Origin of the sequence: Pantoea sp. V106_11, assembly GCF_029967885.1 — a bacterium.
Taxonomy (GTDB): domain Bacteria; phylum Pseudomonadota; class Gammaproteobacteria; order Enterobacterales; family Enterobacteriaceae; genus Pantoea; species Pantoea ananatis.
In genome coordinates, this window is sequence record NZ_JASCAK010000020.1 from 314,348 (window position 1) to 336,097 (window position 21,750).

Consider the following 21,750-nt stretch of genomic DNA (forward strand, 5'->3'; position numbering starts at 1 on the left):
CCCAACCGCTTTCCCCGATAGTTAGCCCGCTTCTTTCAATAAAGAGAACCGATATGTCAGAGATCAGCCGTGCCGTGCTATTCGGCAAACTGGATACGCTGTTATTTACCTCGCTTGAGAGTGCGACCGCCTTTTGTAAACTGCGTGGCAACCCCTATGTTGAACTGGTGCACTGGTTGCATCAGCTCATGCAGCAGCAGGATGGCGATCTTCAGCAGGTGATTAAGCATTTTTCACTGGATGAAAACGCGCTGACGCGGGATATCGTCGCTGCACTGGACCGCCTGCCGCGCGGTGCGGGTGCGGTGTCCGATCTCGCAGAACACATCGACAGCGCCGTTGAGCGCGCCTGGGTTTATGCATCACTCAAATACGGTGCTACCCGTATTCGCGGTGGTCACCTGCTGATAGGTATGCTGAAGACCTTTACGCTCGCCAGCGTCCTGAAAGGCATTTCACCCCAGTTTTCACGCGTGAACGCCGATGCTTTACTGGAGCAGTTCGATACCTTGCTGGCGAACAGTAAAGAAGTTCAGCAGGCGCTGGTTCAGCCCGCAGGCGATGCTGCCGCCCCTCCGGCGGCGGGCGACAGCACGTTAGCGCAGTATGCGCAGGATCTGACCGCGCGAGCGCGCGACGGAAAAATCGACCCGGTTGCGGGCCGTGATGAAGAGATCCGCCAGATGGTGGATATCCTGATGCGCCGTCGCCAGAACAATCCATTACTCACCGGTGAAGCTGGCGTGGGTAAAACGGCGGTGGTAGAAGGGCTGGCGCTGCGCATTGCCGCCGGTGATGTACCGGCACCGCTTCGTGACGTGCAACTGTGGCTGCTGGATATTGGCATGTTGCAGGCAGGCGCCGGCATGAAAGGCGAATTCGAAGCGCGTTTACAGGCCCTGATTAACGAAGTGCAATCCAGCCCTACGCCGATTGTGTTATTCATTGATGAAATTCATACCCTGGTCGGTGCAGGCGGTCAGCAGGGCACAGGCGATGCCGCCAACCTGTTAAAGCCGGCCCTGGCGCGCGGGCAGTTGCGCACGATTGGCGCAACGACCTGGGCGGAATACAAGAAATACATCGAAAAAGATCCTGCATTGACCCGCCGCTTCCAGACCGTTCAGGTGCAGGAGCCGGATGAAGCAAAAGCGATCCTGATGCTGCGCAGCACCGTGAGTGCGCTGGAAAAACACCATCAGGTGCTGTTACTGGATGAAGCCGTCAGCGCCGCCGTTAAGCTCTCTCACCGTTACATTCCTGCCCGCCAGCTGCCGGATAAAGCCGTAGCCTTACTGGATACCGCCTGTGCACGCGTTGCCGTCAGCCAGGGCGCACAGCCTGCCGCGCTGGAAGACTGCCTGCACCGTCTGGCCGCGCTGGAAATCGAAGCGGAGATCGCCGAACGTGAAGCCAAAGTGGGGCTGGGTGATGAAACCCGCCAGGCCACGATTGCCGCCCAGCGCGCTGCCCTGGAAGCAGAGCGCGATGCGCTGGACGCCCGCTGGCAGCAGGAGCGTGAGCTGGTCGAACAGCTGATTGCCCTGCGCGCGCGTTGCGTGACCGAAGGCGAAACTTCCCTGCGCGAGCAGCTCGATGAAACCCGACAGAAGTTGCATGCGGTTCAGGGTGAAGCCCCGTTACTGTTTGCTGCCGTTGACGCCAGCGTCGTTGCCGCAGTGGTATCCGACTGGACCGGCATTCCGCTGGGCCGGATGGTGAAAAACGAAATTGACGCCGTGCTTAACCTCGCGGACACGCTGAATCAGCGCGTAATTGGGCAGCGTCATGGGCTGGATCTGATTGCCAAACGCGTTCGCACCTCACGCGCCCGACTGGACAATCCCAATAAACCGGTCGGTGTGTTTATGCTCTGTGGCCCGTCAGGCGTCGGGAAAACCGAAACCGCGCTAGCGCTGGCCGAATCGCTTTATGGTGGAGAGCAAAACATCATCACCATCAACATGAGCGAGTTCCAGGAAGCGCACACCGTTTCAACGCTGAAAGGTGCCCCTCCAGGCTATGTAGGTTACGGTGAAGGCGGTGTGCTGACGGAGGCCGTGCGTCGTCGTCCTTACAGCGTCGTGCTGCTGGATGAGATTGAAAAAGCGCATCCTGATGTGCATGAGCTGTTTTTCCAGGTGTTCGACAAAGGCTGGATGGAAGATGGCGAAGGGCGCCACATTGATTTCCGCAATACCATTATCATCCTCACCTCTAACGTCGGTACGCAACTGATCAGTGCGCTCTGTGCCGATCCGGAGCTCATGCCGGATCCTGACGCGCTCAGCACCGCTTTACGTAAACCCTTACTGGAGGTGTTCCCGCCTGCACTGCTGGGCCGTCTGCTGGTGGTGCCTTACTATCCCCTCAGTGACGAGATGCTGGCAGAGATTGTTAAGCTGCAACTGGGGCGCATTGTTCGCCGCCTGGAAGAGAACCACGGTATTGAAGCCATTATTGACGATTCGGTCGTCAGCCAGATCGTGCAGCGTTGTACGGAAGTGGAGTCAGGAGGTCGCATGGTCGATGCCATCCTGACAAATACCCTGTTGCCGCAGATGAGCCAGATACTGCTCAGCGCCCATGCTCGTGATGAACGTTATCGTCGTGTGCAGGTCAGCTGTGATCAGGGCGAGTTTGTTTGCCAGTTTGCTGTCTAAAGCCGTTTGTTATCAGAGAGCTTTCGAATATGTCGGAAAATGATAATCACCAGAATGTACCCAATGCCCTCCCGATTGGTTACCGGTTTAATGAGTTTGAAATCAAAGATGTCATCGGCGGTGGCGGTTTCGGCATTGTCTATCGTGCCTGGGATCACCAACTGGAGCGCGATATCGCGATTAAAGAGTTTATGCCCGCGTCGCTGGCCGTGCGCAGCGACGACCTGAACCTGGTATTGCGGAGTGAGCGATTCAGTAAAACTTTCCATGCGGGCCTGAACAGCTTTATTCAGGAAGCCCGTCTGTTGGCACGTTTTAATCATCCGAACCTGCTTCACGTTCTGCGCTTTTGGGTGCAAAACGATACGGCCTATATGGGCACGGTGTTTTACAGCGGCACCACGCTGTCTAACATGCGTGAACGCCATCCCCATCTGATTGATGAGAACTGGATCCGTCGCCTGCTGCCACCGCTGCTGGGTGCCATCAAGACCATTCATGATGCAGGCTATCTGCACCGCGACATCTCGCTGGATAATATTCAAATCCAGAGCAATGGCGATCCGGTATTACTGGATTTCGGCTCCGCGCGCAAAACCATCGGTAACCTTTCTGATGAAAGTGAAACCATGCTGCGTCCGGGCTACGCGCCGATTGAACAGTACAGCGATAACGATGAAAGCGAGCAGGGCGCGTGGACGGACATTTACGCGCTGGGGGCCGTGTTGCACACGTTAATCACCGGCGCACCGCCGCCGGTCAGCGTGGTGCGCAGCATCGAAGATAACTATCAACCCTTGGTTCAGCGTGCACCGGCCGGCTACAGCCAGACCTTACTGGCGGCCGTTGATCGCGCGCTGGCGCTGAAGCCGGAAGATCGTCCACAGAGCATTGATGCCTTCGCGGCCTCAATGGTGCTGCCAGAGAAAGCACCCGAACCGCTGCCTGAAGTGAAGCACAGTGGGCCGGGTACCATGCTGGTACCGGTTCAGGAAGAGGATGAGGCGGCTGCCACTCCGGCAACACCGCTGAAAAAGCTGATGCGTAACCGCTTTGCTCTGCCGGGTCTGGTCGCTGCAGGTGTGCTGGTGGGGGTTTGCGTCGGTGTCCTGATGGCGGGCGGCGACAAAGAAGGTGATGCACCTGCCAATGTCGCACAGACCGAAACGGCCCCAGCCACTCAGGCACCGGCTGAACAACCTGCTGCAACGCCTGTGCAAACCCAGACAGCCCAGGCCGAGCCGGAAAAACCTCAGGAGCCGGTGGCACCACCGCCTGAACCTGTGGCGCAGGTTTATATTAAGCTCCAGCCCGGCGAGCGTGTTCAGGTGAATGGCAAGCCTCAGGCAGTGGTTCCGGCTGCCAATGGCTTTGCGGCGCTGCAGCTGGCACCCGGCAACTACACGTTTTCTGTAACAGGTCAGGGTGGCGAACGTGAACAAACGTTAACCATTAATCAGCAAGGCGTCTGGTTACTTGATCCCCATATTTAACAGGTATGTCTATGTTCTCACGTATTACTGTACAACTTCCCGCACAAGGACTGCTGTTCCGACGTCTGAGAGGCAGCGAAGCGCTGTCCCAGTCGTTCGTGCTGCAAGCGGAGCTGCTCTCCACCGACGCGCGCATTGATCGTAAGTCGTTGCTGGGCAAGCCGGTCACTTTCACGCTGCCGACGGATGGTCTGCTGAGCGCGGTGAATCCGCGCTACATCAACGGCAAAATTACTCAGATAGGCGTGCGCAGCGAGGAGCTGGGCGGCGTGCGCTACGCCGTTTACGGGCTGACGGTGGAGTCGGATCTGTGGCCGATGAAGCGCGACCGCAACCTGCGCATCTTCCAGAGCCAGACGGTGCCGCAGATTGTGCAGACGCTGCTGAAGGAGTACGGAGTGAACGTGGAAACGCGCCTGGCGGGAAGCTACCGGGTGTGGGAATACTGCGTGCAGTATCAGGAGAGCAGCTTCGACTTTATCAGCCGGCTGATGGAGCTGGAGGGGATGTACTACTTCTTCCGTCACGAGGCGGACAAGCACACGCTGGTGCTGTGCGACGCCCCGGACCAGCACCAGGCGTTCCCGGGCTACGAAACGATAGCCTACCACGTGACGCCGTCGGGCGGCAGCGTGACGGAAGAGGGCGTGAGCCAGTGGGCGCTGTCGGAAAGCGTGACGCCGGGGATGTACAGCACGGACGACTACGACTTCCGCAAGCCGAACGCGTGGATGCTGCAGGCGCGGCAGAACCCGGTGTCGCCGACCCCGGGCTCGGTGGACGTTTACGACTGGCCGGGTCGCTTCGTGGAGCACGGTCACGGCGAATACTACGCGCGTATCCGCCAGGAGGTGTGGCAGGTCGAGCACCACATGGTGAGCGGGAGCGGCACGGCGACGGGCATCGCGCCGGGGTACACCTTTTCGCTGCTGAACGCGCCGCACTTCAGCGACAACGGCAAATACCTGGTGACGTCGGCGCACTACGACTTTGAAGAGAACAGCTACGCGAGCGGCGACGCGGGCGCCACGCGGCACAACATCGACTTCACGGTGCTGCCGGCGGCGGTTACTTACCGTGCGAAGCCGGAGACGCCGTGGCCGAGGACGCACGGCCCGCAGACGGCGAAGGTGGTGGGGCCGAAAGGCGAGAGCATCTGGACGGACAAATACGGCCGGGTGAAGGTGAAGTTCCACTGGGACCGTCTGGCGAAGGGTGACGACACCAGTTCGTGCTGGGTGCGCGTATCGAGTGCCTGGGCGGGTCAGGGCTTCGGCGGGGTGCAGATCCCGCGCGTGGGCGATGAAGTCGTCGTCGATTTTATCAACGGCGATCCAGACCGGCCAATTATTACTGGCCGTGTCTACAACGAAGCCAGCATGCCACCCTGGGATCTCCCCGGCGATGCTACACGAATGGGCTTTATGACACGGAGTAAAGACGGACATCAGGCCAATGCCAGCTATCTGTTCTTTGAAGATAAGCCGGGCGGTGAACTGCTGAATATGCATGCTGAGAAAGACATGAATATTTCGGTGGAGAATGATAAGAACGTTAATATTGATGGCAATCGTAATACTATTATAGGTAAAGAACAGAAACATGAAGTTAAAGGTGATGCATCTTTCCACTACAAGCAAAAAAGGACAACAGTGGTAGACGGATCTGAGACTAAGAACTTCAACGATGGCGAGTTTTCCAAGGTAACTAATGGTCGTAGCATGGATATTGTCAGTGGTGGGGAGAAAATAAAAATAAAAGGTGATCAAGATATTAGAATCGCTGGTGATAAAAATTACAATCAAATCGGCAATCAAAATTCCACAGTTGAAGGTAATGTCAAGGAAGATGTTCATGGTAGTTGGGAGAAGAATGTTTTAGGAGGTAAGATTAATATTTTTAGCCCCAATGAAATCAGTATAAAAAGTAATACAAAGGTAAGCATTGAAGCCCCTTCAAGTTGGGTGAAAACTGCAGTTCATTCCTTTTCTATCACTGCATTCAATGAAAGTGTCACAGGGAATAATGCTTCTATTACCGGGAATAGTGTGACGGGTACTGGTATGAGTACTGCATTCACAACAGTAAGTAATAGCCTGACCGCATTGAGTAATACAAGTACACTAGTTAGTTACTCTACTAAAACTATTGATAATAAGCGTTCTCTAACGAAAATTGAGAACTCTCTCCAAAATTTAGTAATTAGTGCAATTCATTTATTTATATGAAGGTGAAAATGGGATTTCTAACTGAGGCGCCATTCATAATTGGCATTGTCGTTACAATCTGTGCTGTTGTTTTTTCTCTATCTATGTTAAAACCCAATAAAGCTCAATTAACCGGGATTAAAGACTGGACTACTCGTGATAGTTGGGCAGGGGAAGTAATAGTTGTTCCAGTAGAAAGTTGGTATCAAAATGATTCAAAATATGGGAATGATTATTTTTATGATTTTTGTTTTTATGCAAAAATCAACGGTGTTGAAAAGAAATATTGCGCGAAAGGTGTTGTGAGGCCTGATGATATACATAAAATAAAAAAAGGAATTAACGTGGCTGTAAAATATAGCAAAGATACACCACCTAAAATGGCCGTACTGAGTATAAGTATTTAGAGAGAAATATGTTATCCCCTTTCTATTAAGTGATTACCTCGGGAGCGCTACACTGGAAATCTAAAGCACTTACCTTATTTCTTTAATTAAGAGATTGATAATGGATTTTTTAACCAGTAAGTGGTTTTATATTTCTCTCACAATATCCGTTGTGGTCTTTTTCGCTATTGCCAAAAATTTCAGCAATAACTTTCTTCCGCTTATAAAAGATGTTTTTTCAAAGTGCTGTTTTAAAAAATGGTATTGCAGTCAATGCTGATATTGTTTCAGCCCAGCAGACTACCATGTGGGGGGGTAATAAACCGATTTATAAAATGACTTCCAGGTTTAAAACACAACAGAATCAAGAAGTAGAAGCCAGTATTCTGAAAGATCTTAGTTTTGAGGAAATTGAACGTTTTAAACCACGGAATGGAGCAATAATTAAGTACGACCCTAAAGATCCTCAGCGTATTACTTTGTATGACAACCCCCTCATTCTGGAACGATAATGTTTTTTTATTGGCTCACCTTTGTTTATCGGTGTCATTCTATCTTAAATAGCTGCGATAACAGCTTTTCCATGTTTAAAGGCTTAACAAGAATGGGGAACTATCAATAAATCGTGAGCCCGGTGCCGCTATTGGTCTGCTTTACATGTTTATAAAAAGAGATTTTTGAGAATGATTCCTGATAATTTGTCTTTGTTAGCCATTGGTGTGACTGTGTTGCTTATTGTTGTCTCACTAAAGGGAATTAAAGGGCAAAAAGAAGATTCTTTAGAAGTTAAATACTGGTTGTCCAGAAATTCATGGCAAGGAGAGTTAGAGAAAGGAACATTACAGTCATGGAGACAGACATCTATAGTTAATAACTATGATCATTATTATTTGCTTGCTTTTGAAGCTGATATCGGTGGGTCTCAAGGAATTTACAAGGCTGCTACTGTATTAAACGCATCAGAGGTAAGTCAATTGAGAAAAGGTCTCAGTTTGACTTTTAAGTACCAAGGAGTGCCACCTAAAAAAATTGCAGTTATTGATATTTATTTTGAAGGTTGATTTTTAGAGTGAAAATTGAATTTTTTGCATTTAATAAATATTGTTGAGAGCGCATATATACAGAAAGAACTTTTTCTCTTCATGTTATTTAATAAAGTTAATTTATGTCAATATTAAGTGTTCTAAATGTCGTTTTAACTGTTTTAATTATTTGTGCATCTTATTATTTTGCGAATAAAATAGTACGAGGCTCTCATCAGCTTGAAAAAGCTGTCATCGAGAATGGCAGTGACGTGCAGATAACTATATTGTCAATGAAGCAAAATGGTCTTTTTCTCAATAATAATCCAGTAGTGGAAATGAGCTTGAGAGTAACGGACTCACATGGGAAAAGTTGGTTAGTCGAAAAACACGAAGAAACAGTATTGCTAATTGCGCTTGATAAATATCAGGTTGGCGATGTGTATGACGGTAAGTTCGATATAAAAACCAGTAGCATTTTATTTGTTAAAGATGAGAGCGGGAAACCAATAAGGGCTAAATAATAATATTAGGCTCTGGTTTTATTGATGCCTTTGTATCTTTACCTGGTCATGTATAAAAGCAGATTATGACTGCTTTTATATGATTTTGCGCTGATGTCTTTAATTTTTAAATGTTATAATCATATTGATTTTTGTTTTTAGTGAATTATACCTTTTGATTAACGTAACGCTCATAATGGCTGAACTAATCAGGTTGTATATATGACTTTTTTAACTGAGGCCCCTTTTTTGATTGGCGTTATCATTACGCTTTGTGCGATTGCGATATCATTCTCTGTGTTGAAGCCTGATAAATCACAATTGAAAGGGATTAAAGAGTGGGTTACTCGTGACGATTGGTCAGGTGACGTGATCATCGTATCTGCGTTAAATTGGTGTCAAAATGATACCAAGTACGGCGATGATTATTTTTATACTTTTTATTTTAATGCTACCATTTGTGGTGTTAAGAAAAGATATTCTGCTATGTGTGCCGTTAAATCCAGTCAAATACATAAAATAAAAAAAGGAATTAAGCTTTCTGTGAAGTACAGTTGTGGTGATCCACTTAAAATGGCTGTGGTTAATCTCGAATAAGATTCATTGCCCTATAATTTTGAGGGCCTTCAAGAATAACCTCCATGCGGTGAATGACTATGTTTGGGTATGAAAATATGCTTCAGAGGTTGTTATTAGTGCATCAGAGAAGGGATGGGCAATTTTGTTTCAGTCGTTGTTCTGTTTCGTATGGTAAACGTTTTCACCAGAATTTTTTTGCCGCTTATTAAAAATGGTTTCGTGCAAGCTAATATTATCAAAACAGGTATTGCCGCTAATGCTGATATTATTTCCACACAACAGACTACGGTTTGGAGTGGTGGTCAACCTGTTTATACAATTTGTGTTAAATTTAGAACCTTAGAAAATAAACAGATTGAGGCCAGTATAATGCGGAGCTTAACGTTTGAAAAGATTGAACGGTTTAAACCAGGAAATGGTACGACCATAAAATATGATGCTAAAAATCCCAAGAGAATTGCGCTCTATGATAAACCTCTCATATTGGAAAGGTAACTTTCATCAGGTTTTAAGAATTTTTTGTAATTCAAAAGTCGCGTTTTTCTCCTAACTTTATAGCATGCTGTGGGATTGGCGTAAATTATGCAAAGACGCATAATGTTAGTGCGAGTTTGCCTTAGGTATAGGAAGTCGTGTTATTTGAGTGGAAAACTAACCGCTATAAAAATTCGGTAATGAATTTAGCCTCATTGTAATGAAAAACAGCCAGGCATCATCAAACTGAATACCGTCGGTTTAACAGAGTAACAAAAATATCTTGATTAGTTTTTGACTGACATCTCGTCCTGTTCTTTGACTGAAATCTTGGCCGGGATAGCCGGGTCTTAGTTCTACACGCTTTATATAAAGGAACCCCAGGCATGAAAATTATTAAACCTCTCCGCCTGAGCGTACTTAATCGTCCTTTTCGCTGGCAGGGTAAAAACCATCTTGGCGTCACCGTGCTGGCATTAGCCGATATGAGTGACAATCCTAAACTCCGCCCGGAAATGGAACTGTGGCAACTCGCCGCCAGCGAATTACACACCAGCGGCGGCGTCCTCGATTTAGCCATGCCAAAAGTGTGCGCCGAATTTCTGGCGACCGGCCATGCCTACACGCATCATCAAAGCGATAAAACCGCGTGTGCAGCAAAGATTGAAGTCGATACGCTAAGCAAGTCGCTGGCGGTATTTGGCGATCGCTACTGGGTTGGCAATAACATCACAGCGCCGCAGCCCTTTGAAGAAATGCGACTGGACTGGAGCCGGGCTTTTGGCGGCGAAGGGCACGATGAAAATCCCTATGGCATTGGCATTCATCCCGAAATACATCAGGGCCATGAGTTCGTCCGCCTACCTAACATCGAAGCGATGAGCGGACGTCTTACGCAGCCTAAACAAAAGCCTGAACCTGCTGGATTTGGTCCGCTGGATATTAGCTGGCCACGACGTTTTAGTCGTATGGGAAAAAAATACGATTCCAGTTGGTTACAAAATGATTTCCCCGGTTTTGCGCGCGATATCGACTGGAAAGTCTTTAATGCTGCCAGTCCTGATCAATGGTGGGCAGATCGCGATACCTTACCTGAACAAGCCGCCTGGCGAATCTGGAATATGCATCCGCAAAAGCCGGTGCAGGAGGGTAAACTCCCTCCCTGGCAGGCACGCTGCTTTATTAATCGTCAGCGCGAAGATGAAACACTGTTTGAGGAAATTTCACTGCGGGCAACCACGGTGTGGTTCTTTCCTCATCTGGAGCAAATGGTTCTGTTATGGCAAGGGAACACGCGCATCAATGAAGATGACGCAGCTGATGTCTTGCAGTTGATGCCCGCGCTGGAAAAACGGGGTTCGCCGCGCTCGGTCAACCATTACCGCAAGGTGCTCACGCAACGCCTGGACAAGGAAAGCGGGGCGCTCTTTTCATTCCGCGAAAAGGATCTTATTCCAGATGACACGATCGGCCCCTGGATTGATAACCAGGTTGAGCAAACACCCAGTCCGATGCGGGATAATATGCAAACGCGGGCAAAACTTCTTCGTGAGCAGCACCGTGCGCGTATTGAGGCATCCGGTGGAGATATAGGTGACTTACTCAACGAACCCGATGAGCCCGAACTGCCGAAGCTGGAAGACCTGCCGGAGTTTATCGAAAAAATGGAGCGCCAGGCCGAGGAGATGAAGGCACAGGCAGAGCAACGTAAACGCGATATTGAGGCTCGTTATCCGCAAAATGAAGGTGACGAACATCAGCCGCGTGGTCCGGAAACGCTTTTTCGTATGCAGGAAATGCTCCAGCGCAACAAAGCGAGCTTAAGTGAGAAAAAGCTTGCACAGATGCGTGATGCTCTTCATCAAATGTACCTCATGTCCGTCAACAGTCAGCCACCCGCCCTGCGCCTGAAGGGCGACCTGGCACAGATCATTCGTCAACGTGCGGAAAGGACGCTTGCTCAGGGTGGAAACTTTAGCGGCATGGATCTGACCGGCGCGGACTTTTCGGGTATGGATCTTCGCGGTGCCGACTTTAGTAAGACGCTGCTGGAATGTGCCGATTTAAGTCACTGCCAACTGGACGGGGCCAATTTCAACAGCGCAATGTTGGCGCGAACCGAATTGCACCATAGTTCGCTACGCAACTGTAATTTTGAACGTGCCAGCTTTGCTTTAGCCCAGTGTTGCCAAAGTGATTTCTCGGGATCGTACTTTAAAGATACACAGTTGCAAGAAACGCTTTTCGATAACTGTACCTTTAATGAAGCGACCTTCTGTGAATTGTTGTTCCGGGAAACCTGGTTTACCCAATGCCGTTTTCAACGCGCCATCCTTCAGGCTTGCGTGTTTATGGAACTCGATTTGCCGGGTCTTGATTTTACAGAGGCGAAACTCAGTAAAACGACATTTATAAAATCCACACTGGAACAGGCTGTTTTTAACCGTGCTGAATTAGAGAGCTGCTCATGGGTGGAAACGCAGGCTGACCATGCAACTTTCAGCGGCTCAATATGGTTGACCTGTGCGGTGGCTTCCGGCAGTTCCCTTAATGATGCAGATTTCACGCACGCCACGCTGCGGCAAAGTAATCTGCGCCAGACACCCCTTAACGCTGCGGTGTTTATCCAGGCAAAACTGGAGAACAGTGATTTGAGTGAGGCAAGCTGTAAAGGGGCTAATTTTCAGCAAGCGAACCTGGCAGGCAGCCTGTTTGTGCGCACGGATTTTCGCGATGCAGACTTCACTGATGCCAATCTGATGGGCGCGATATTGCAAAAAAGCCAGTTAGGTGGGGCATGTTTTCGGGGCACGACGCTTTTTCGCGCCGATCTGTCTCAGGCTTTTACCAGCGAAACCACGGAACTTGATGGCGCCTTTACAAAGCGTATCAAAACGTTGCCGAAGCGTGATGGAGAAATTGTATGACAGCGCTCACTCCAGCGGAGCTGCATCGGCGAATCAAACAAGGTGAGGTCGTCAGCGAGTTAAACCTGAATGGCCTCAATCTGCAGGGATATGATCTTTCTGGTGGGATCTTTCAGGACGTGTCCTTAACAGGGGCGAATCTGCAGGGTGCCAATTTAAAAGAAACGGTTTTTACTGAATGTGAGCTTGACCAGGCTGATTTGCGCCAGGCAATAATTGAGCAGAGTGTCTTTAACCAGTGCGAAATGTCGGGGTTAATGGCAGATGAGACAAGCCTGAGCGAAACCGTATTTAACCAGTGTGCGCTTACCAATAGCAGTTTTGCGCGTAGCACCTTGTTGAGCACGCAGTTTATGCAATGCCCGCTCGCGCAAGCTCAGTTTAAACAGGCTCAGTTTGATCGCTGCGTCTTTTTTGATTCAGTGCTGGATGGAACAGACTTTGAGGGCTGCAAAAGTCTGCTGACGACCTTTTACAGCATTGACCTACGCCAGACAGTCCTGAGTGCGGGTGAGTTTGAACGCACGGTATTTTTTAAATGCGACCAACGCGAAAAGAATTATGCACAGCAACGGTTTATTGGTTGCCAGTTCATGGACTGCGCGCTGGATAAAGCGCTGTTTAATGGTGCTCAACTTTCGCAATGCAATTTTAAAGGCGCTTCGCTTAAAGCCGCTCAGCTTAATCAGGTAAACGCCAGCCAGGCGCTGTTCATGGAAGCCGATCTCACTGGAGCACAATGCAAAGGAAGCCTGTTTGATCAGGCCATTTTCGTTGGTGCCATGCTTGAGCGCACTGATTTTACAGGCAGTCGTTTTTTCCAGAGCATCCTGCACCAGGTAAAGGCCTCTCAGGCGCTCTTCATTCGCTGCGACCTGACATACAGCGACTTTACCGCAGCCGATATCAGCATGGCAGACCTACGCGGTGCAACCTTTTCCCGAACGCGCATGCACCGGGCGCGCCAGGAGAACGCGCAGTTCTCTGGTCGTCAGGGCATTCTTGAATTTGATGAAGAATTACTGGCAGCTGAAGCCTGGAGCGCGCAGCGCCAGAGCCGCAGTTGAGGAGATCAAACAATGAATAATGTCAATCATACGCTGGCAAAAGCCATTTTACCGCCGGTGCAGGCCGCGGGTGTTGTCACGCACTGCTTCGTCGATGGCAGCCTGACAGTTGAATGTGAAGGGCGAGGCTGGCATTGTCGCCGGGCAGCAAGTTGCGTCATTGTGCCGCAAACGGGTGACACAGTATTAGTTACCAGCGTCGAAAACCAGATTTGGCTACTGGCCGTGCTGGAGCGTAGCGATCCGCAAAAGGCCGAACTCAGCGTACCGGGCGATTTACATATCAATAGCGCCGGCGAGCTGAGCTTAAGCAGTGCCGCGCTGCGCGTCAGCGCTGAGCAAGGGGATTGCCATATCAACGAGATGAATTACAGTGGTGACAAACTGTCTGCCTGGGTCAGTCTTTCTCGTATCGTGGGCAAACGTGCAGAATCCGTATGGCAAACCATCACCCAGATTAGCCATAACCTGCTGCGTACCACGCATAACACAGAGCAGGTCCGTGCCGGGCAACTTGATATGAAAGCGGAAGATTACGCACGTTTGCATGCTCACAATACGGTAATCACCTCGAAAGCGATAACTAAAGTGGATTCTGAACAGATCCATATGGGTTAAGGAGAAACGATGTTTGCAAACTGTCAGCTTTTTGGTGTGGATCTGGCTTTCCCGGATGTGTGCCTGACGCCGACGCCCGCACCGGTGCCGATTCCTTATCCCGATATTGCGCTGGGGCCGACGGCAATCCCAAATGCGCTCAATATCCTTTTCATGGGAATGCCTGCGCATAATATGGCAACCGTAACGCCACTCACCAACGGCGATAACCCTGGCGTCGCAACCGGTGTGGCATCGGGAACGGTCATGGGACCTTCGCGTCACCTTACCGGTTCATTCACGGTGTTATTGAAAGGCACGCCGGCAACGCGGCTTACGAGCATGAGTCTGCAAAATTCAACGAATGCGATCGGCATGCGTATTGTTCCCAGCCAGTTCAAAGTATTGATGCTTGCGCCTTAACGCGTTAACCCTTTTTACCAACCCCTTTTCTGACAGGGATGAATTTTATGTTTTCACGTATTACAGTCCAGTTACCCGCACAAGGACTGCTGTTCCGACGTCTGAGCGGCAGCGAAGCGCTGTCCCAGTCGTTCGTGCTGCAAGCGGAGCTGCTCTCCACCGACGCGCGCATTGATCGTAAGTCGTTGCTGGGCAAGCCGGTCACGTTCACGCTGCCGACGGACGGTCTGCTGAGCGCGGTGAATCCGCGCTACATCAACGGCAAAATTACGCAGATAGGCGTGCGCAGCGAGGAGCTGGGCGGCGTGCGCTACGCCGTTTACGGGCTGACGGTGGAGTCGGATCTGTGGCCGATGAAGCGCGACCGCAACCTGCGCATCTTCCAGAGCCAGACGGTGCCGCAGATTGTGCAGACGCTGCTGAAAGAGTACGGAGTGAACGTGGAAACGCGCCTGGCGGGAAGCTACCGGGTGTGGGAATACTGCGTGCAGTATCAGGAGAGCAGCTTCGACTTTATCAGCCGGCTGATGGAGCTGGAGGGGATGTACTACTTCTTCCGGCACGAGGCGGACAAGCACACGCTGGTGCTGTGCGACGCGCCGGACCAGCATCAGGCGTTCCCGGGCTACGAGACGATAGCCTACCACGTGACGCCGTCGGGCGGCAGCGTGAAGGAAGAGGGCGTGAGCCAGTGGGCGCTGTCGGAAAGCGTGACGCCGGGGATGTACAGCACGGACGACTACGACTTCCGCAAGCCGAACGCGTGGATGCTGCAGGCGCGGCAGAACCCGGTGTCGCCGACCCCGGGCTCGGTGGATGTGTACGACTGGCCGGGGCGCTTCGTGGAGCACGGTCACGGCGAATACTACGCGCGTATCCGCCAGGAGGTGTGGCAGGTGGAGCACCACATGGTGAGCGGGAGCGGCACGGCGACGGGCATCGCGCCGGGCTACACCTTTTCGCTGCTCAACGCGCCGCACTTCAGCGACAACGGCAAATACCTGGTGACGTCGGCGCACTACGACTTTGAAGAGAACAGCTACGCGAGCGGCGACGTGGGCGCCACGCGGCACAACATCGACTTCACGGTGCTGCCGGCGGCGGTGACGTACCGTGCGAAGCCGGAGACGCCATGGCCGAAGACACACGGCCCGCAGACGGCGAAGGTGGTGGGGCCGAAAGGCGAGAGCATCTGGACGGACAAATACGGCCGGGTGAAGGTGAAGTTCCACTGGGACCGTCTGGCGAAGGGTGACGACACCAGTTCGTGCTGGGTGCGCGTATCGAGCGCCTGGGCGGGTCAGGGCTTCGGCGGGGTGCAGATCCCGCGCGTCAACGATGAGGTCGTCGTGGACTTCATCAACGGCGATCCAGACCGTCCGTTGATCATTGGCCGCGTTTATAACGAAGCCAGTATGCCGCCATGGGCACTACCGGCTGCCGCCACACAAATGGGCTTTCTGAGTCGCTCGAAAGACGGCACTGCGGATACCGCGAACGCATTACGCTTTGAGGATAAGGCGGGCGAGGAGCATTTGTGGATCCAGGCGCAGAAGAACATGGATACGCATGTTAAAAATGATTCCAGCCATTCCGTTGCCAACAACCACAGCCACTATGCAGGCGGTAACGAACTCTATCGGGTTGAAACCAACCGCGTGCATGGTGTTAAAGGTGGCGAAGAGCGTTTAACGGGACAAGGAAAAATCGACAACGTTGTCGAAACCTACGTTCTTGGGTCAGGAACTAAGTTACGCCTTGAATGCGGCGAAAGTGCTATCGAACTCAATGCTAATGGTCATATCAATATTGTCGGTAAGGGCTTCAATCTTTTTGTTAACGGTGATGGACACATCACTACATCAGGCGGAAAACTCAATTTAAATACATCCGGTGCGCAGCCGGGTACGGGGGCACCTGGTGCTGGCCACAAAGGCAACATCAATCAGGCCGTTGTGAATCTTTTCCCCCCAAAGCAAAAGGGGCAGGCGGCCCCGGCAGCACCTAAAGCTGCGGCAGCACCTGCAAAAGCAACCGCTGCACCGTTAGCAAATTCTGGGGACAAGAAGAGTAAATATAACTACACGGTTGATGAGATGGTTAAAAAACAAAAGGGGCTGAAAGCAAAGCCAGTTAAATGGGATAACGCGACGAAAGGTTTTGTACCCGCAACAGAGGAAGATATTAAGAAATATGTCGATCCTGCTAACCATATGGAAGGTAAAGACAAATATCAATTTGTTGATCTTTCTTCCTCATCTGGGATTAGTAAAGATGAGATGAGCAACTTTCTTAAAGATAAGGGCACGCTTGCTGGTCAGGAACAGACTTACCTGGATGCGGCAAAAAAATACAATGTCAATGAGGCTTACCTCGCAGCGCATTCCGCGCTGGAGACGGGAAATGGCACCAGTGAGTTGGCCAAAGGCGTGATGGTCAATGGAACTAAAGTTTATAATATGTATGGCATTGGAGCGCTGGATGGAAATGCTGTACAAACCGGTGCTAACTATGCCTACAAACAAGGGTGGACAACTCCGGCGAAGGCCATTGATGGCGGCGCAAAATGGATATCTGATAAGTTTGTTGGCTCTGGCCAGAATACTTTGTATAAAATGCGCTGGAATCCGGCCTCACCGGGAACGCACCAGTATGCCACAGATGTCAACTGGGCAACGGCTCAGACAACCAGCATGAAAAAAATGTTCGACAGCTTTCCAAATGCGAATCTTTCTTATGACGTGCCTGAGTATAATTAAAGGATTGATAAATATGATTTTTTCTCTCAAGAAAGCAGCGTTTTTATTTGTTCTGCTATTCCCTGCCACTCAGGTTAATATGGCTGTTGCGGCAGCGACCCTCGCAGCTCCTGCTAAAATCAGTGCAAGTGATTTTAGTGTCAAAATTAACAATCACCTTTTTTCATTAGGTGAAAAATGGAGCGATCAGGTCAAGAAGCAGGCAGGCGAGCAGCTTAGCGAAAATTTTGTAGGCGATGTGCCAGCTGGAGACATGAGCTATAAGTACTATCAGCATCAATTTGACGGTTTTGAAATCTACACTGCGAATCTGTTCTGGCAACAGGAAAAGCGCGACATTGACAGCTACCTTATTGCGCAGATAAGCATTAACACTCCCGCAATTGAAACAGCCAGGGGCATCAAGATTGGCGACACCCAGGCTACGCTGATCAGCAAGTATGGCCAAGGTACAACGGCTGACAGTGATAATCAGCATTGGTTATATTATGATGCTGATAATAAGCGCATCTCTTTTCAGCTTGAACATGAAAAAATCAGTCATGTTATGATGACACTTAACACTGATAACTAAATAAAAGCCTTTATAATTCTTTACGCAGAATTAAATCAGGCAGCTAAGATGATTATTGGTAGCGGGCTGTTAAGCCCGCTACCAAGTTTCTATTCTTTATAAATTTCTTAGTATAAGGCATGTCACCAAAAAAAGAGTTGCTTTCAATTGCTATCAAAGCGCCCTTGGAGAACAACATGCTGCGTAGTCTGGTAAGTTACTATTCAAAAGAATTTTTCAGCCTTAAAGGAAAGTGTCGATGAATATTTAACCGTAAAGTAAATAGAGATGAAGTTATTTATTAATTTGATAATCTTGATGATGTTTACATGTGATGCAGTATGCATTGTAATAGGTTCAGTTGTACAAATACATTCGTCTCATAAGAATAAATTAGATAGCGTTTCAACATTCTTTAACCACCAGATGATTTTCTCAAGCTTAAGATTTTTTAGGTAATGGTTATATTATCTTTAGCGACATTTATATATTATCTCTTACTTGTTCGTTTCTTGATTAAAAGCCTGGAGATGTTGTGGTAATAGTGAAAGTGTCACCACAAAAAAACAGTGCGCAATGGCTTTATATAGACTGCACCAAAATAATTGGTCAGTACAACATTAGAGCAATAGTGTTGCTGTTAAGTGTTTTGGTAAGTGGAGTGGCTGATGCCAGAATACAAGCAAGAGATGTATGGCATTTTATCCCGCAGATGAATCCTGTAGTAAAAAAACTCACTGTAGATGATGTTAATCGTGCGCCGCTAGCGTTCAAATTAATAAATCAGAACGAATACATCAATTTTTATCAGGTTCGCGAAAAAGTAAAGCTTGAAGATGCATCGACCATAACCGATATTGAATTGCGTCTCAGTAAATCGTCGGGAGGTATGGCACCTTTTCTGCGCTTCTCACTTAATGGAAGGTGCTTCACGCTCAGTGATGTCAAGAAGCATTACCATGATGCTAAGTTATCAAATTACCCGCGTGGGGATTCTGAAAATGAGACAACCAGCTATACGAGTTTTTCTGATATGGATAAAAATGAGATCACATTTTCATTTAATCAGAAAAAACCTATTTGCCTGACTAACGTTACTATTACTACCATTCAATAATTAACATAATTATAAGAGAGAAGGTAATTGTCAAAGATAAGCCGTATTGACAACTAAAACCTCCATTGAAGGGTTCTTGTGGAGTGATTAAATAATTAACCAAATGGCAATTATTTTTTGTCTTAAAGTAATTTAATAATCAATTTACTTTTTTAATATGCTTTAATCAATTTCTTGTCCATTATATACATCTTTCTTCATTTCAGCTTTGGTTGAGCCTGGCCGAACAGTTCATTAGTGTAAATTAATTCTATTGTTTAGTGCGTGTTGTTAAAGCTTAGGGTAGGTATGATTAAGATATTAATAATGGTTTTTTTGGTGCTGCCGTGTAAGGTTTTGGCAAATGATTTTTGTGCGGACCTTGATAAACTTGCAAATGCTAAAGGCATAAGTTTTGATAATACTGATAATGTTTTCAAAGTAGGTGGGGAAGGCCGGTTACAGTTTTACTCTGCTCCAGATAAGAAATGTTTGGAAAAAGGAGTTTTCGTCATTCCGGGTAATAGCCTATATGCCTACGTTGAATATCATGGTTATTACAGTGTCATGTATCTTTCTGATGACGGTGACCAAGTTACTGGCTGGGTTGAAAAAGACAGATTAATTGATATGCATAAAGGTATTGCTCCAGACTACAATCAGGATGCTCAGCAAAAAAAGAGTAATTAGCTGTAATTTAATAAACAAGGGTGCTTAAAGTTTAGCACCCTTGTTTTCTTGTTTGGTTTGCTGTGATGATGCTTTTTGATTAATATGAATTTTTATATTTATAAGGATTTAAGTTTTTTATTGATTAATGAAGGCGTTAGGTTTTATGTGACTGGCGCGAACGTGTAGTAATCTGTTTAAAATTTAATCATGATTGATTTTTTTGCTGCCTCAAGTCCTGATAATTCTCAACTTATACGGTGCGTCTTGATAATGCCTCGTTTTTCTTTAATTTTAATTTTTTCTTTATCTGTTTTTCTAATAAGTAGCACCAGCAAGGCTAATGAAAAAAATCACGTCACACTTAATGATGAAGGGCGCATTTTCTTGGTCTGCTTAAGTAAAAGTAGCGCAACGAATGAGAAATTAAGTAATTGCTACCGCAACGAAATCAAGCGTCAGGATGCACGGCTGAACCAAAACTACCAACATTTTTTGGCAACGCGCCGTGAAGATGCCAGGCAGCGTTATGTGGAGGCGCAGCGTCAATGGGTTAAATATCGTGATACTAACTGCAACGCGCAAATTGCTAACGCAGCAAACGAGGATGCTGAATTAATTGCAGGCGATCGCTGTTATTTAAAAATGACAATTAATCGTGCAGATGAGTTAGCTCCTTCAGCACCTTTAACGGGCAGTTGGTATGGAGAGAGCGAAAAGAACGGTACGCTTAATGTGACGCTGGTACAGCATGGCGATGATATTACCGGCACCTACTGTTATATGAATGGTACTGAGCAGATAGATTGTCCTGATGATGATAATCCCCATATATTGCACGGACGCGTGAGCGGTAACACTGCTATGCTTTCATTCCCTTCCTCGTCAGGTGAACCCGACCGCAGGAAAGCCAGAGTCACCTTAAAAGGGGCAAATCTTTCGTGGCAACTTGTTGAAGATCGTGATGGTAACCTAATGCCGACACCGGTTTCATTTGATACTCTCGTGCCTTTACCATGATAAAAGCACAATGTTCATAAATCGTCTTTTCAGCAGCTTATTGTTTGTGGCTGTCCTTATGTTGGTATCGTGCCTTGCCAGGGCTGAATCCACTGCAGAAACCGTAACTCCCGCTTTAAATGAGGGAGATTTTTCCGTTCTGCTCAACGACTACGCTTTCACCCCCGGCGACGCATGGAACAACCAAAGCTTCATACGCGCAGGCAAAGCCCTGAGTTCCGTTGTGGCCGGAGAAGTCGTCATCAATGAGCAACGGTACAACTATTACCAACATACCTATGAAGGCTTTCAGTTATTCAGCGCGACGGCGGTAGGAAACGCCAGCCATGCAATTCTGGCAGAGATCCTATTGGACGGTGACAGCGTGCCGACGGCTCGTAACATAATCGTCGGCGATAGCGTGGAACAGGTTCAGAAAGCCTATGGACCCGGAAAAGAAGATAACAGTGATAATCAGCAGTGGCTTATCTATAAGATGGGTGAGAAGCAGTTGATGTTCGAAATTGACCAGCAAAAAGTCAGCCACATTATGTTGAATACCACCATGAGTGCAGAGCAACATGAAGTCAGCGCTGATCAGGCTATCGCCTTAGCGACGAACGCGATTCATACTTATCACCTCACCGCGCTTGATGATCAATGTCTGAGATACGACCTGGATGACACCAGTGAGAAGGCGTTCTACATCATCACGGTTCGTGAAGACAACCATGACGTCAGTTGCGGCGGGGACCCGGATATTTCTCCCCGGCTTTTTGATATCAAAGTTGCCCGTGATAACACACAGATACTCACAAATGCCGATAACGCGGATGGCGATTATCGTAGCCTGGTTCCACCCGCCACAAACAATCAATAAAACGGACATCCAATGAATTATCAGTTTAATGAAGGCGCTTTTGCGCTGTTTCCTGCCGCCTGGCAGGACACCACCATGAATATTTTGCGGGATGACGCCAGCGGACTGGCATTAGTGGTGAGCCGTGGTGTGATTCCTGAAGACAGCGATGCGGAAAAAGAGTTTCAGCGCCAGTGGGACACGTTGCGCAGCCAGATGGGCCATATTCAGCAGACGGAATTTGTTCGGGTTACGGCTGGCGCGGATAACGCTTTGCGTGCGCTAGAAGTTGAAACCGCCTTCGATCGTAACGGACAAGCCGTGTGGCAGCGACAGTTGGCGACCCGGGTTCCGGATAGCAACATCTTAATGATTTTTACCCTCTCCGCGATGCGCGCTTTCAATGAAGAAGACGGCCAGCGTTGGAATGCCTTCAAACAAAGCCTGAGTCTGAACAACCCACGGAAAGCATAA

General features: G+C 48.8%; 20 protein-coding genes. All 20 read left to right on the forward strand.

What is annotated here, in order from left to right; genetic code table 11:
* The first annotated feature begins 53 nt into the window (after nt 1–53).
* The 20 genes from tssH (at nt 54) to QLG08_RS02885 (ending at nt 21,750) form a co-directional block, all read left to right on the forward strand.
* Nucleotides 54–2,663 (forward strand): type VI secretion system ATPase TssH, encoded by a 2,610-nt coding sequence (tssH, locus tag QLG08_RS02790; protein WP_176017504.1) that lies wholly within the window; start codon nt 54–56, stop codon nt 2,661–2,663.
* Between the two features lie 29 nt (nt 2,664–2,692).
* The gene (locus QLG08_RS02795) at nt 2,693–4,156 is read left to right on the forward strand and encodes a serine/threonine protein kinase (RefSeq protein ID WP_024471006.1); all 1,464 of its coding nucleotides are present in this window, start codon (nt 2,693–2,695) and stop codon (nt 4,154–4,156) included.
* 11 nt (nt 4,157–4,167) lie between these two features.
* A complete protein-coding gene (gene tssI, locus QLG08_RS02800; protein WP_282472798.1) occupies nt 4,168–6,384 on the forward strand; it encodes a type VI secretion system tip protein TssI/VgrG in 2,217 nt (738 codons plus the stop codon).
* Nucleotides 6,385–6,392: 8 nt separating this feature from the next.
* Nucleotides 6,393–6,770, forward strand: a complete 378-nt coding sequence (locus tag QLG08_RS02805) for a hypothetical protein (RefSeq protein ID WP_028715268.1) — start codon at nt 6,393–6,395, stop codon at nt 6,768–6,770.
* 209 nt (nt 6,771–6,979) lie between these two features.
* Nucleotides 6,980–7,261 (forward strand): DUF3592 domain-containing protein, encoded by a 282-nt coding sequence (locus QLG08_RS02810; protein ID WP_327203931.1) that lies wholly within the window; start codon nt 6,980–6,982, stop codon nt 7,259–7,261.
* A gap of 171 nt (nt 7,262–7,432) precedes the next feature.
* A complete protein-coding gene (locus QLG08_RS02815; protein WP_028715267.1) occupies nt 7,433–7,810 on the forward strand; it encodes a hypothetical protein in 378 nt (125 codons plus the stop codon).
* A gap of 104 nt (nt 7,811–7,914) precedes the next feature.
* Nucleotides 7,915–8,295, forward strand: a complete 381-nt coding sequence (locus tag QLG08_RS02820) for a hypothetical protein (RefSeq protein ID WP_028715266.1) — start codon at nt 7,915–7,917, stop codon at nt 8,293–8,295.
* Between the two features lie 201 nt (nt 8,296–8,496).
* Nucleotides 8,497–8,871: a hypothetical protein gene (locus tag QLG08_RS02825; RefSeq protein ID WP_019104991.1), complete on the forward strand. Its 375-nt coding sequence runs from the start codon at nt 8,497–8,499 to the stop codon at nt 8,869–8,871.
* 114 nt (nt 8,872–8,985) lie between these two features.
* Entirely contained in the window at nt 8,986–9,348 is a 363-nt protein-coding gene (locus QLG08_RS02830) for a DUF3592 domain-containing protein (protein ID WP_041455864.1), read from the forward strand.
* A 365-nt stretch (nt 9,349–9,713) separates the two neighbouring features.
* The gene (locus QLG08_RS02835) at nt 9,714–12,254 is read left to right on the forward strand and encodes a DUF2169 domain-containing protein (RefSeq protein WP_282472799.1); all 2,541 of its coding nucleotides are present in this window, start codon (nt 9,714–9,716) and stop codon (nt 12,252–12,254) included.
* Complete coding sequence (locus tag QLG08_RS02840; protein WP_014605533.1) at nt 12,251–13,321, forward strand: pentapeptide repeat-containing protein; 1,071 nt, start codon at nt 12,251–12,253, stop codon at nt 13,319–13,321. The genes QLG08_RS02835 and QLG08_RS02840 overlap by 4 nt, the downstream gene beginning before the upstream one ends.
* A 12-nt stretch (nt 13,322–13,333) precedes the next feature.
* Nucleotides 13,334–13,939 carry a DUF3540 domain-containing protein gene (locus tag QLG08_RS02845; protein WP_014605534.1) on the forward strand — a complete coding sequence of 202 codons (606 nt, stop codon included), beginning with the start codon at nt 13,334–13,336 and terminating at the stop codon, nt 13,937–13,939.
* Nucleotides 13,940–13,948: 9 nt separating this feature from the next.
* Nucleotides 13,949–14,341 (forward strand): DUF4150 domain-containing protein, encoded by a 393-nt coding sequence (locus QLG08_RS02850; RefSeq protein WP_014605535.1) that lies wholly within the window; start codon nt 13,949–13,951, stop codon nt 14,339–14,341.
* 47 nt (nt 14,342–14,388) lie between these two features.
* Nucleotides 14,389–17,100 (forward strand): type VI secretion system tip protein TssI/VgrG, encoded by a 2,712-nt coding sequence (tssI, locus tag QLG08_RS02855; RefSeq protein WP_015700027.1) that lies wholly within the window; start codon nt 14,389–14,391, stop codon nt 17,098–17,100.
* A gap of 13 nt (nt 17,101–17,113) precedes the next feature.
* Entirely contained in the window at nt 17,114–17,674 is a 561-nt protein-coding gene (locus tag QLG08_RS02860; protein WP_015700028.1) for a hypothetical protein, read from the forward strand.
* 514 nt (nt 17,675–18,188) lie between these two features.
* Entirely contained in the window at nt 18,189–18,770 is a 582-nt protein-coding gene (locus QLG08_RS02865; protein WP_227022854.1) for a hypothetical protein, read from the forward strand.
* Between the two features lie 288 nt (nt 18,771–19,058).
* On the forward strand, nt 19,059–19,439 hold the full coding sequence (locus QLG08_RS02870) for a hypothetical protein (RefSeq protein WP_041455865.1): 381 nt from the start codon (nt 19,059–19,061) through the stop codon (nt 19,437–19,439).
* Between the two features lie 189 nt (nt 19,440–19,628).
* Complete coding sequence (locus QLG08_RS02875; RefSeq protein ID WP_231858603.1) at nt 19,629–20,438, forward strand: lysozyme inhibitor LprI family protein; 810 nt, start codon at nt 19,629–19,631, stop codon at nt 20,436–20,438.
* 10 nt (nt 20,439–20,448) lie between these two features.
* Nucleotides 20,449–21,297 (forward strand): hypothetical protein, encoded by an 849-nt coding sequence (locus QLG08_RS02880; RefSeq protein WP_022623327.1) that lies wholly within the window; start codon nt 20,449–20,451, stop codon nt 21,295–21,297.
* Nucleotides 21,298–21,309: 12 nt separating this feature from the next.
* Entirely contained in the window at nt 21,310–21,750 is a 441-nt protein-coding gene (locus tag QLG08_RS02885; protein WP_022623326.1) for a DcrB-related protein, read from the forward strand.

Bases quoted from the DNA above. Each gene is read 5' to 3' on its own strand.
- tssH (WP_176017504.1), top strand. From the start codon at position 54: ATGTCAGAGATCAGCCGTGCCGTGCTATTCGGCAAACTGGATACGCTG.
- QLG08_RS02815 (WP_028715267.1), top strand. From the start codon at position 7,433: ATGATTCCTGATAATTTGTCTTTGTTAGCCATTGGTGTGACTGTGTTG.
- QLG08_RS02845 (WP_014605534.1), top strand. From the start codon at position 13,334: ATGAATAATGTCAATCATACGCTGGCAAAAGCCATTTTACCGCCGGTG.
- QLG08_RS02835 (WP_282472799.1), top strand. From the start codon at position 9,714: ATGAAAATTATTAAACCTCTCCGCCTGAGCGTACTTAATCGTCCTTTT.
- QLG08_RS02820 (WP_028715266.1), top strand. From the start codon at position 7,915: ATGTCAATATTAAGTGTTCTAAATGTCGTTTTAACTGTTTTAATTATT.
- QLG08_RS02805 (WP_028715268.1), top strand. From the start codon at position 6,393: ATGGGATTTCTAACTGAGGCGCCATTCATAATTGGCATTGTCGTTACA.
- QLG08_RS02825 (WP_019104991.1), top strand. From the start codon at position 8,497: ATGACTTTTTTAACTGAGGCCCCTTTTTTGATTGGCGTTATCATTACG.
- QLG08_RS02810 (WP_327203931.1), top strand. From the start codon at position 6,980: ATGTTTTTTCAAAGTGCTGTTTTAAAAAATGGTATTGCAGTCAATGCT.
- tssI (WP_282472798.1), top strand. From the start codon at position 4,168: ATGTTCTCACGTATTACTGTACAACTTCCCGCACAAGGACTGCTGTTC.
- tssI (WP_015700027.1), top strand. From the start codon at position 14,389: ATGTTTTCACGTATTACAGTCCAGTTACCCGCACAAGGACTGCTGTTC.
- QLG08_RS02860 (WP_015700028.1), top strand. From the start codon at position 17,114: ATGATTTTTTCTCTCAAGAAAGCAGCGTTTTTATTTGTTCTGCTATTC.
- QLG08_RS02830 (WP_041455864.1), top strand. From the start codon at position 8,986: ATGGGCAATTTTGTTTCAGTCGTTGTTCTGTTTCGTATGGTAAACGTT.
- QLG08_RS02885 (WP_022623326.1), top strand. From the start codon at position 21,310: ATGAATTATCAGTTTAATGAAGGCGCTTTTGCGCTGTTTCCTGCCGCC.
- QLG08_RS02795 (WP_024471006.1), top strand. From the start codon at position 2,693: ATGTCGGAAAATGATAATCACCAGAATGTACCCAATGCCCTCCCGATT.
- QLG08_RS02880 (WP_022623327.1), top strand. From the start codon at position 20,449: ATGTTCATAAATCGTCTTTTCAGCAGCTTATTGTTTGTGGCTGTCCTT.
- QLG08_RS02850 (WP_014605535.1), top strand. From the start codon at position 13,949: ATGTTTGCAAACTGTCAGCTTTTTGGTGTGGATCTGGCTTTCCCGGAT.
- QLG08_RS02870 (WP_041455865.1), top strand. From the start codon at position 19,059: ATGATTAAGATATTAATAATGGTTTTTTTGGTGCTGCCGTGTAAGGTT.
- QLG08_RS02840 (WP_014605533.1), top strand. From the start codon at position 12,251: ATGACAGCGCTCACTCCAGCGGAGCTGCATCGGCGAATCAAACAAGGT.
- QLG08_RS02875 (WP_231858603.1), top strand. From the start codon at position 19,629: ATGATTGATTTTTTTGCTGCCTCAAGTCCTGATAATTCTCAACTTATA.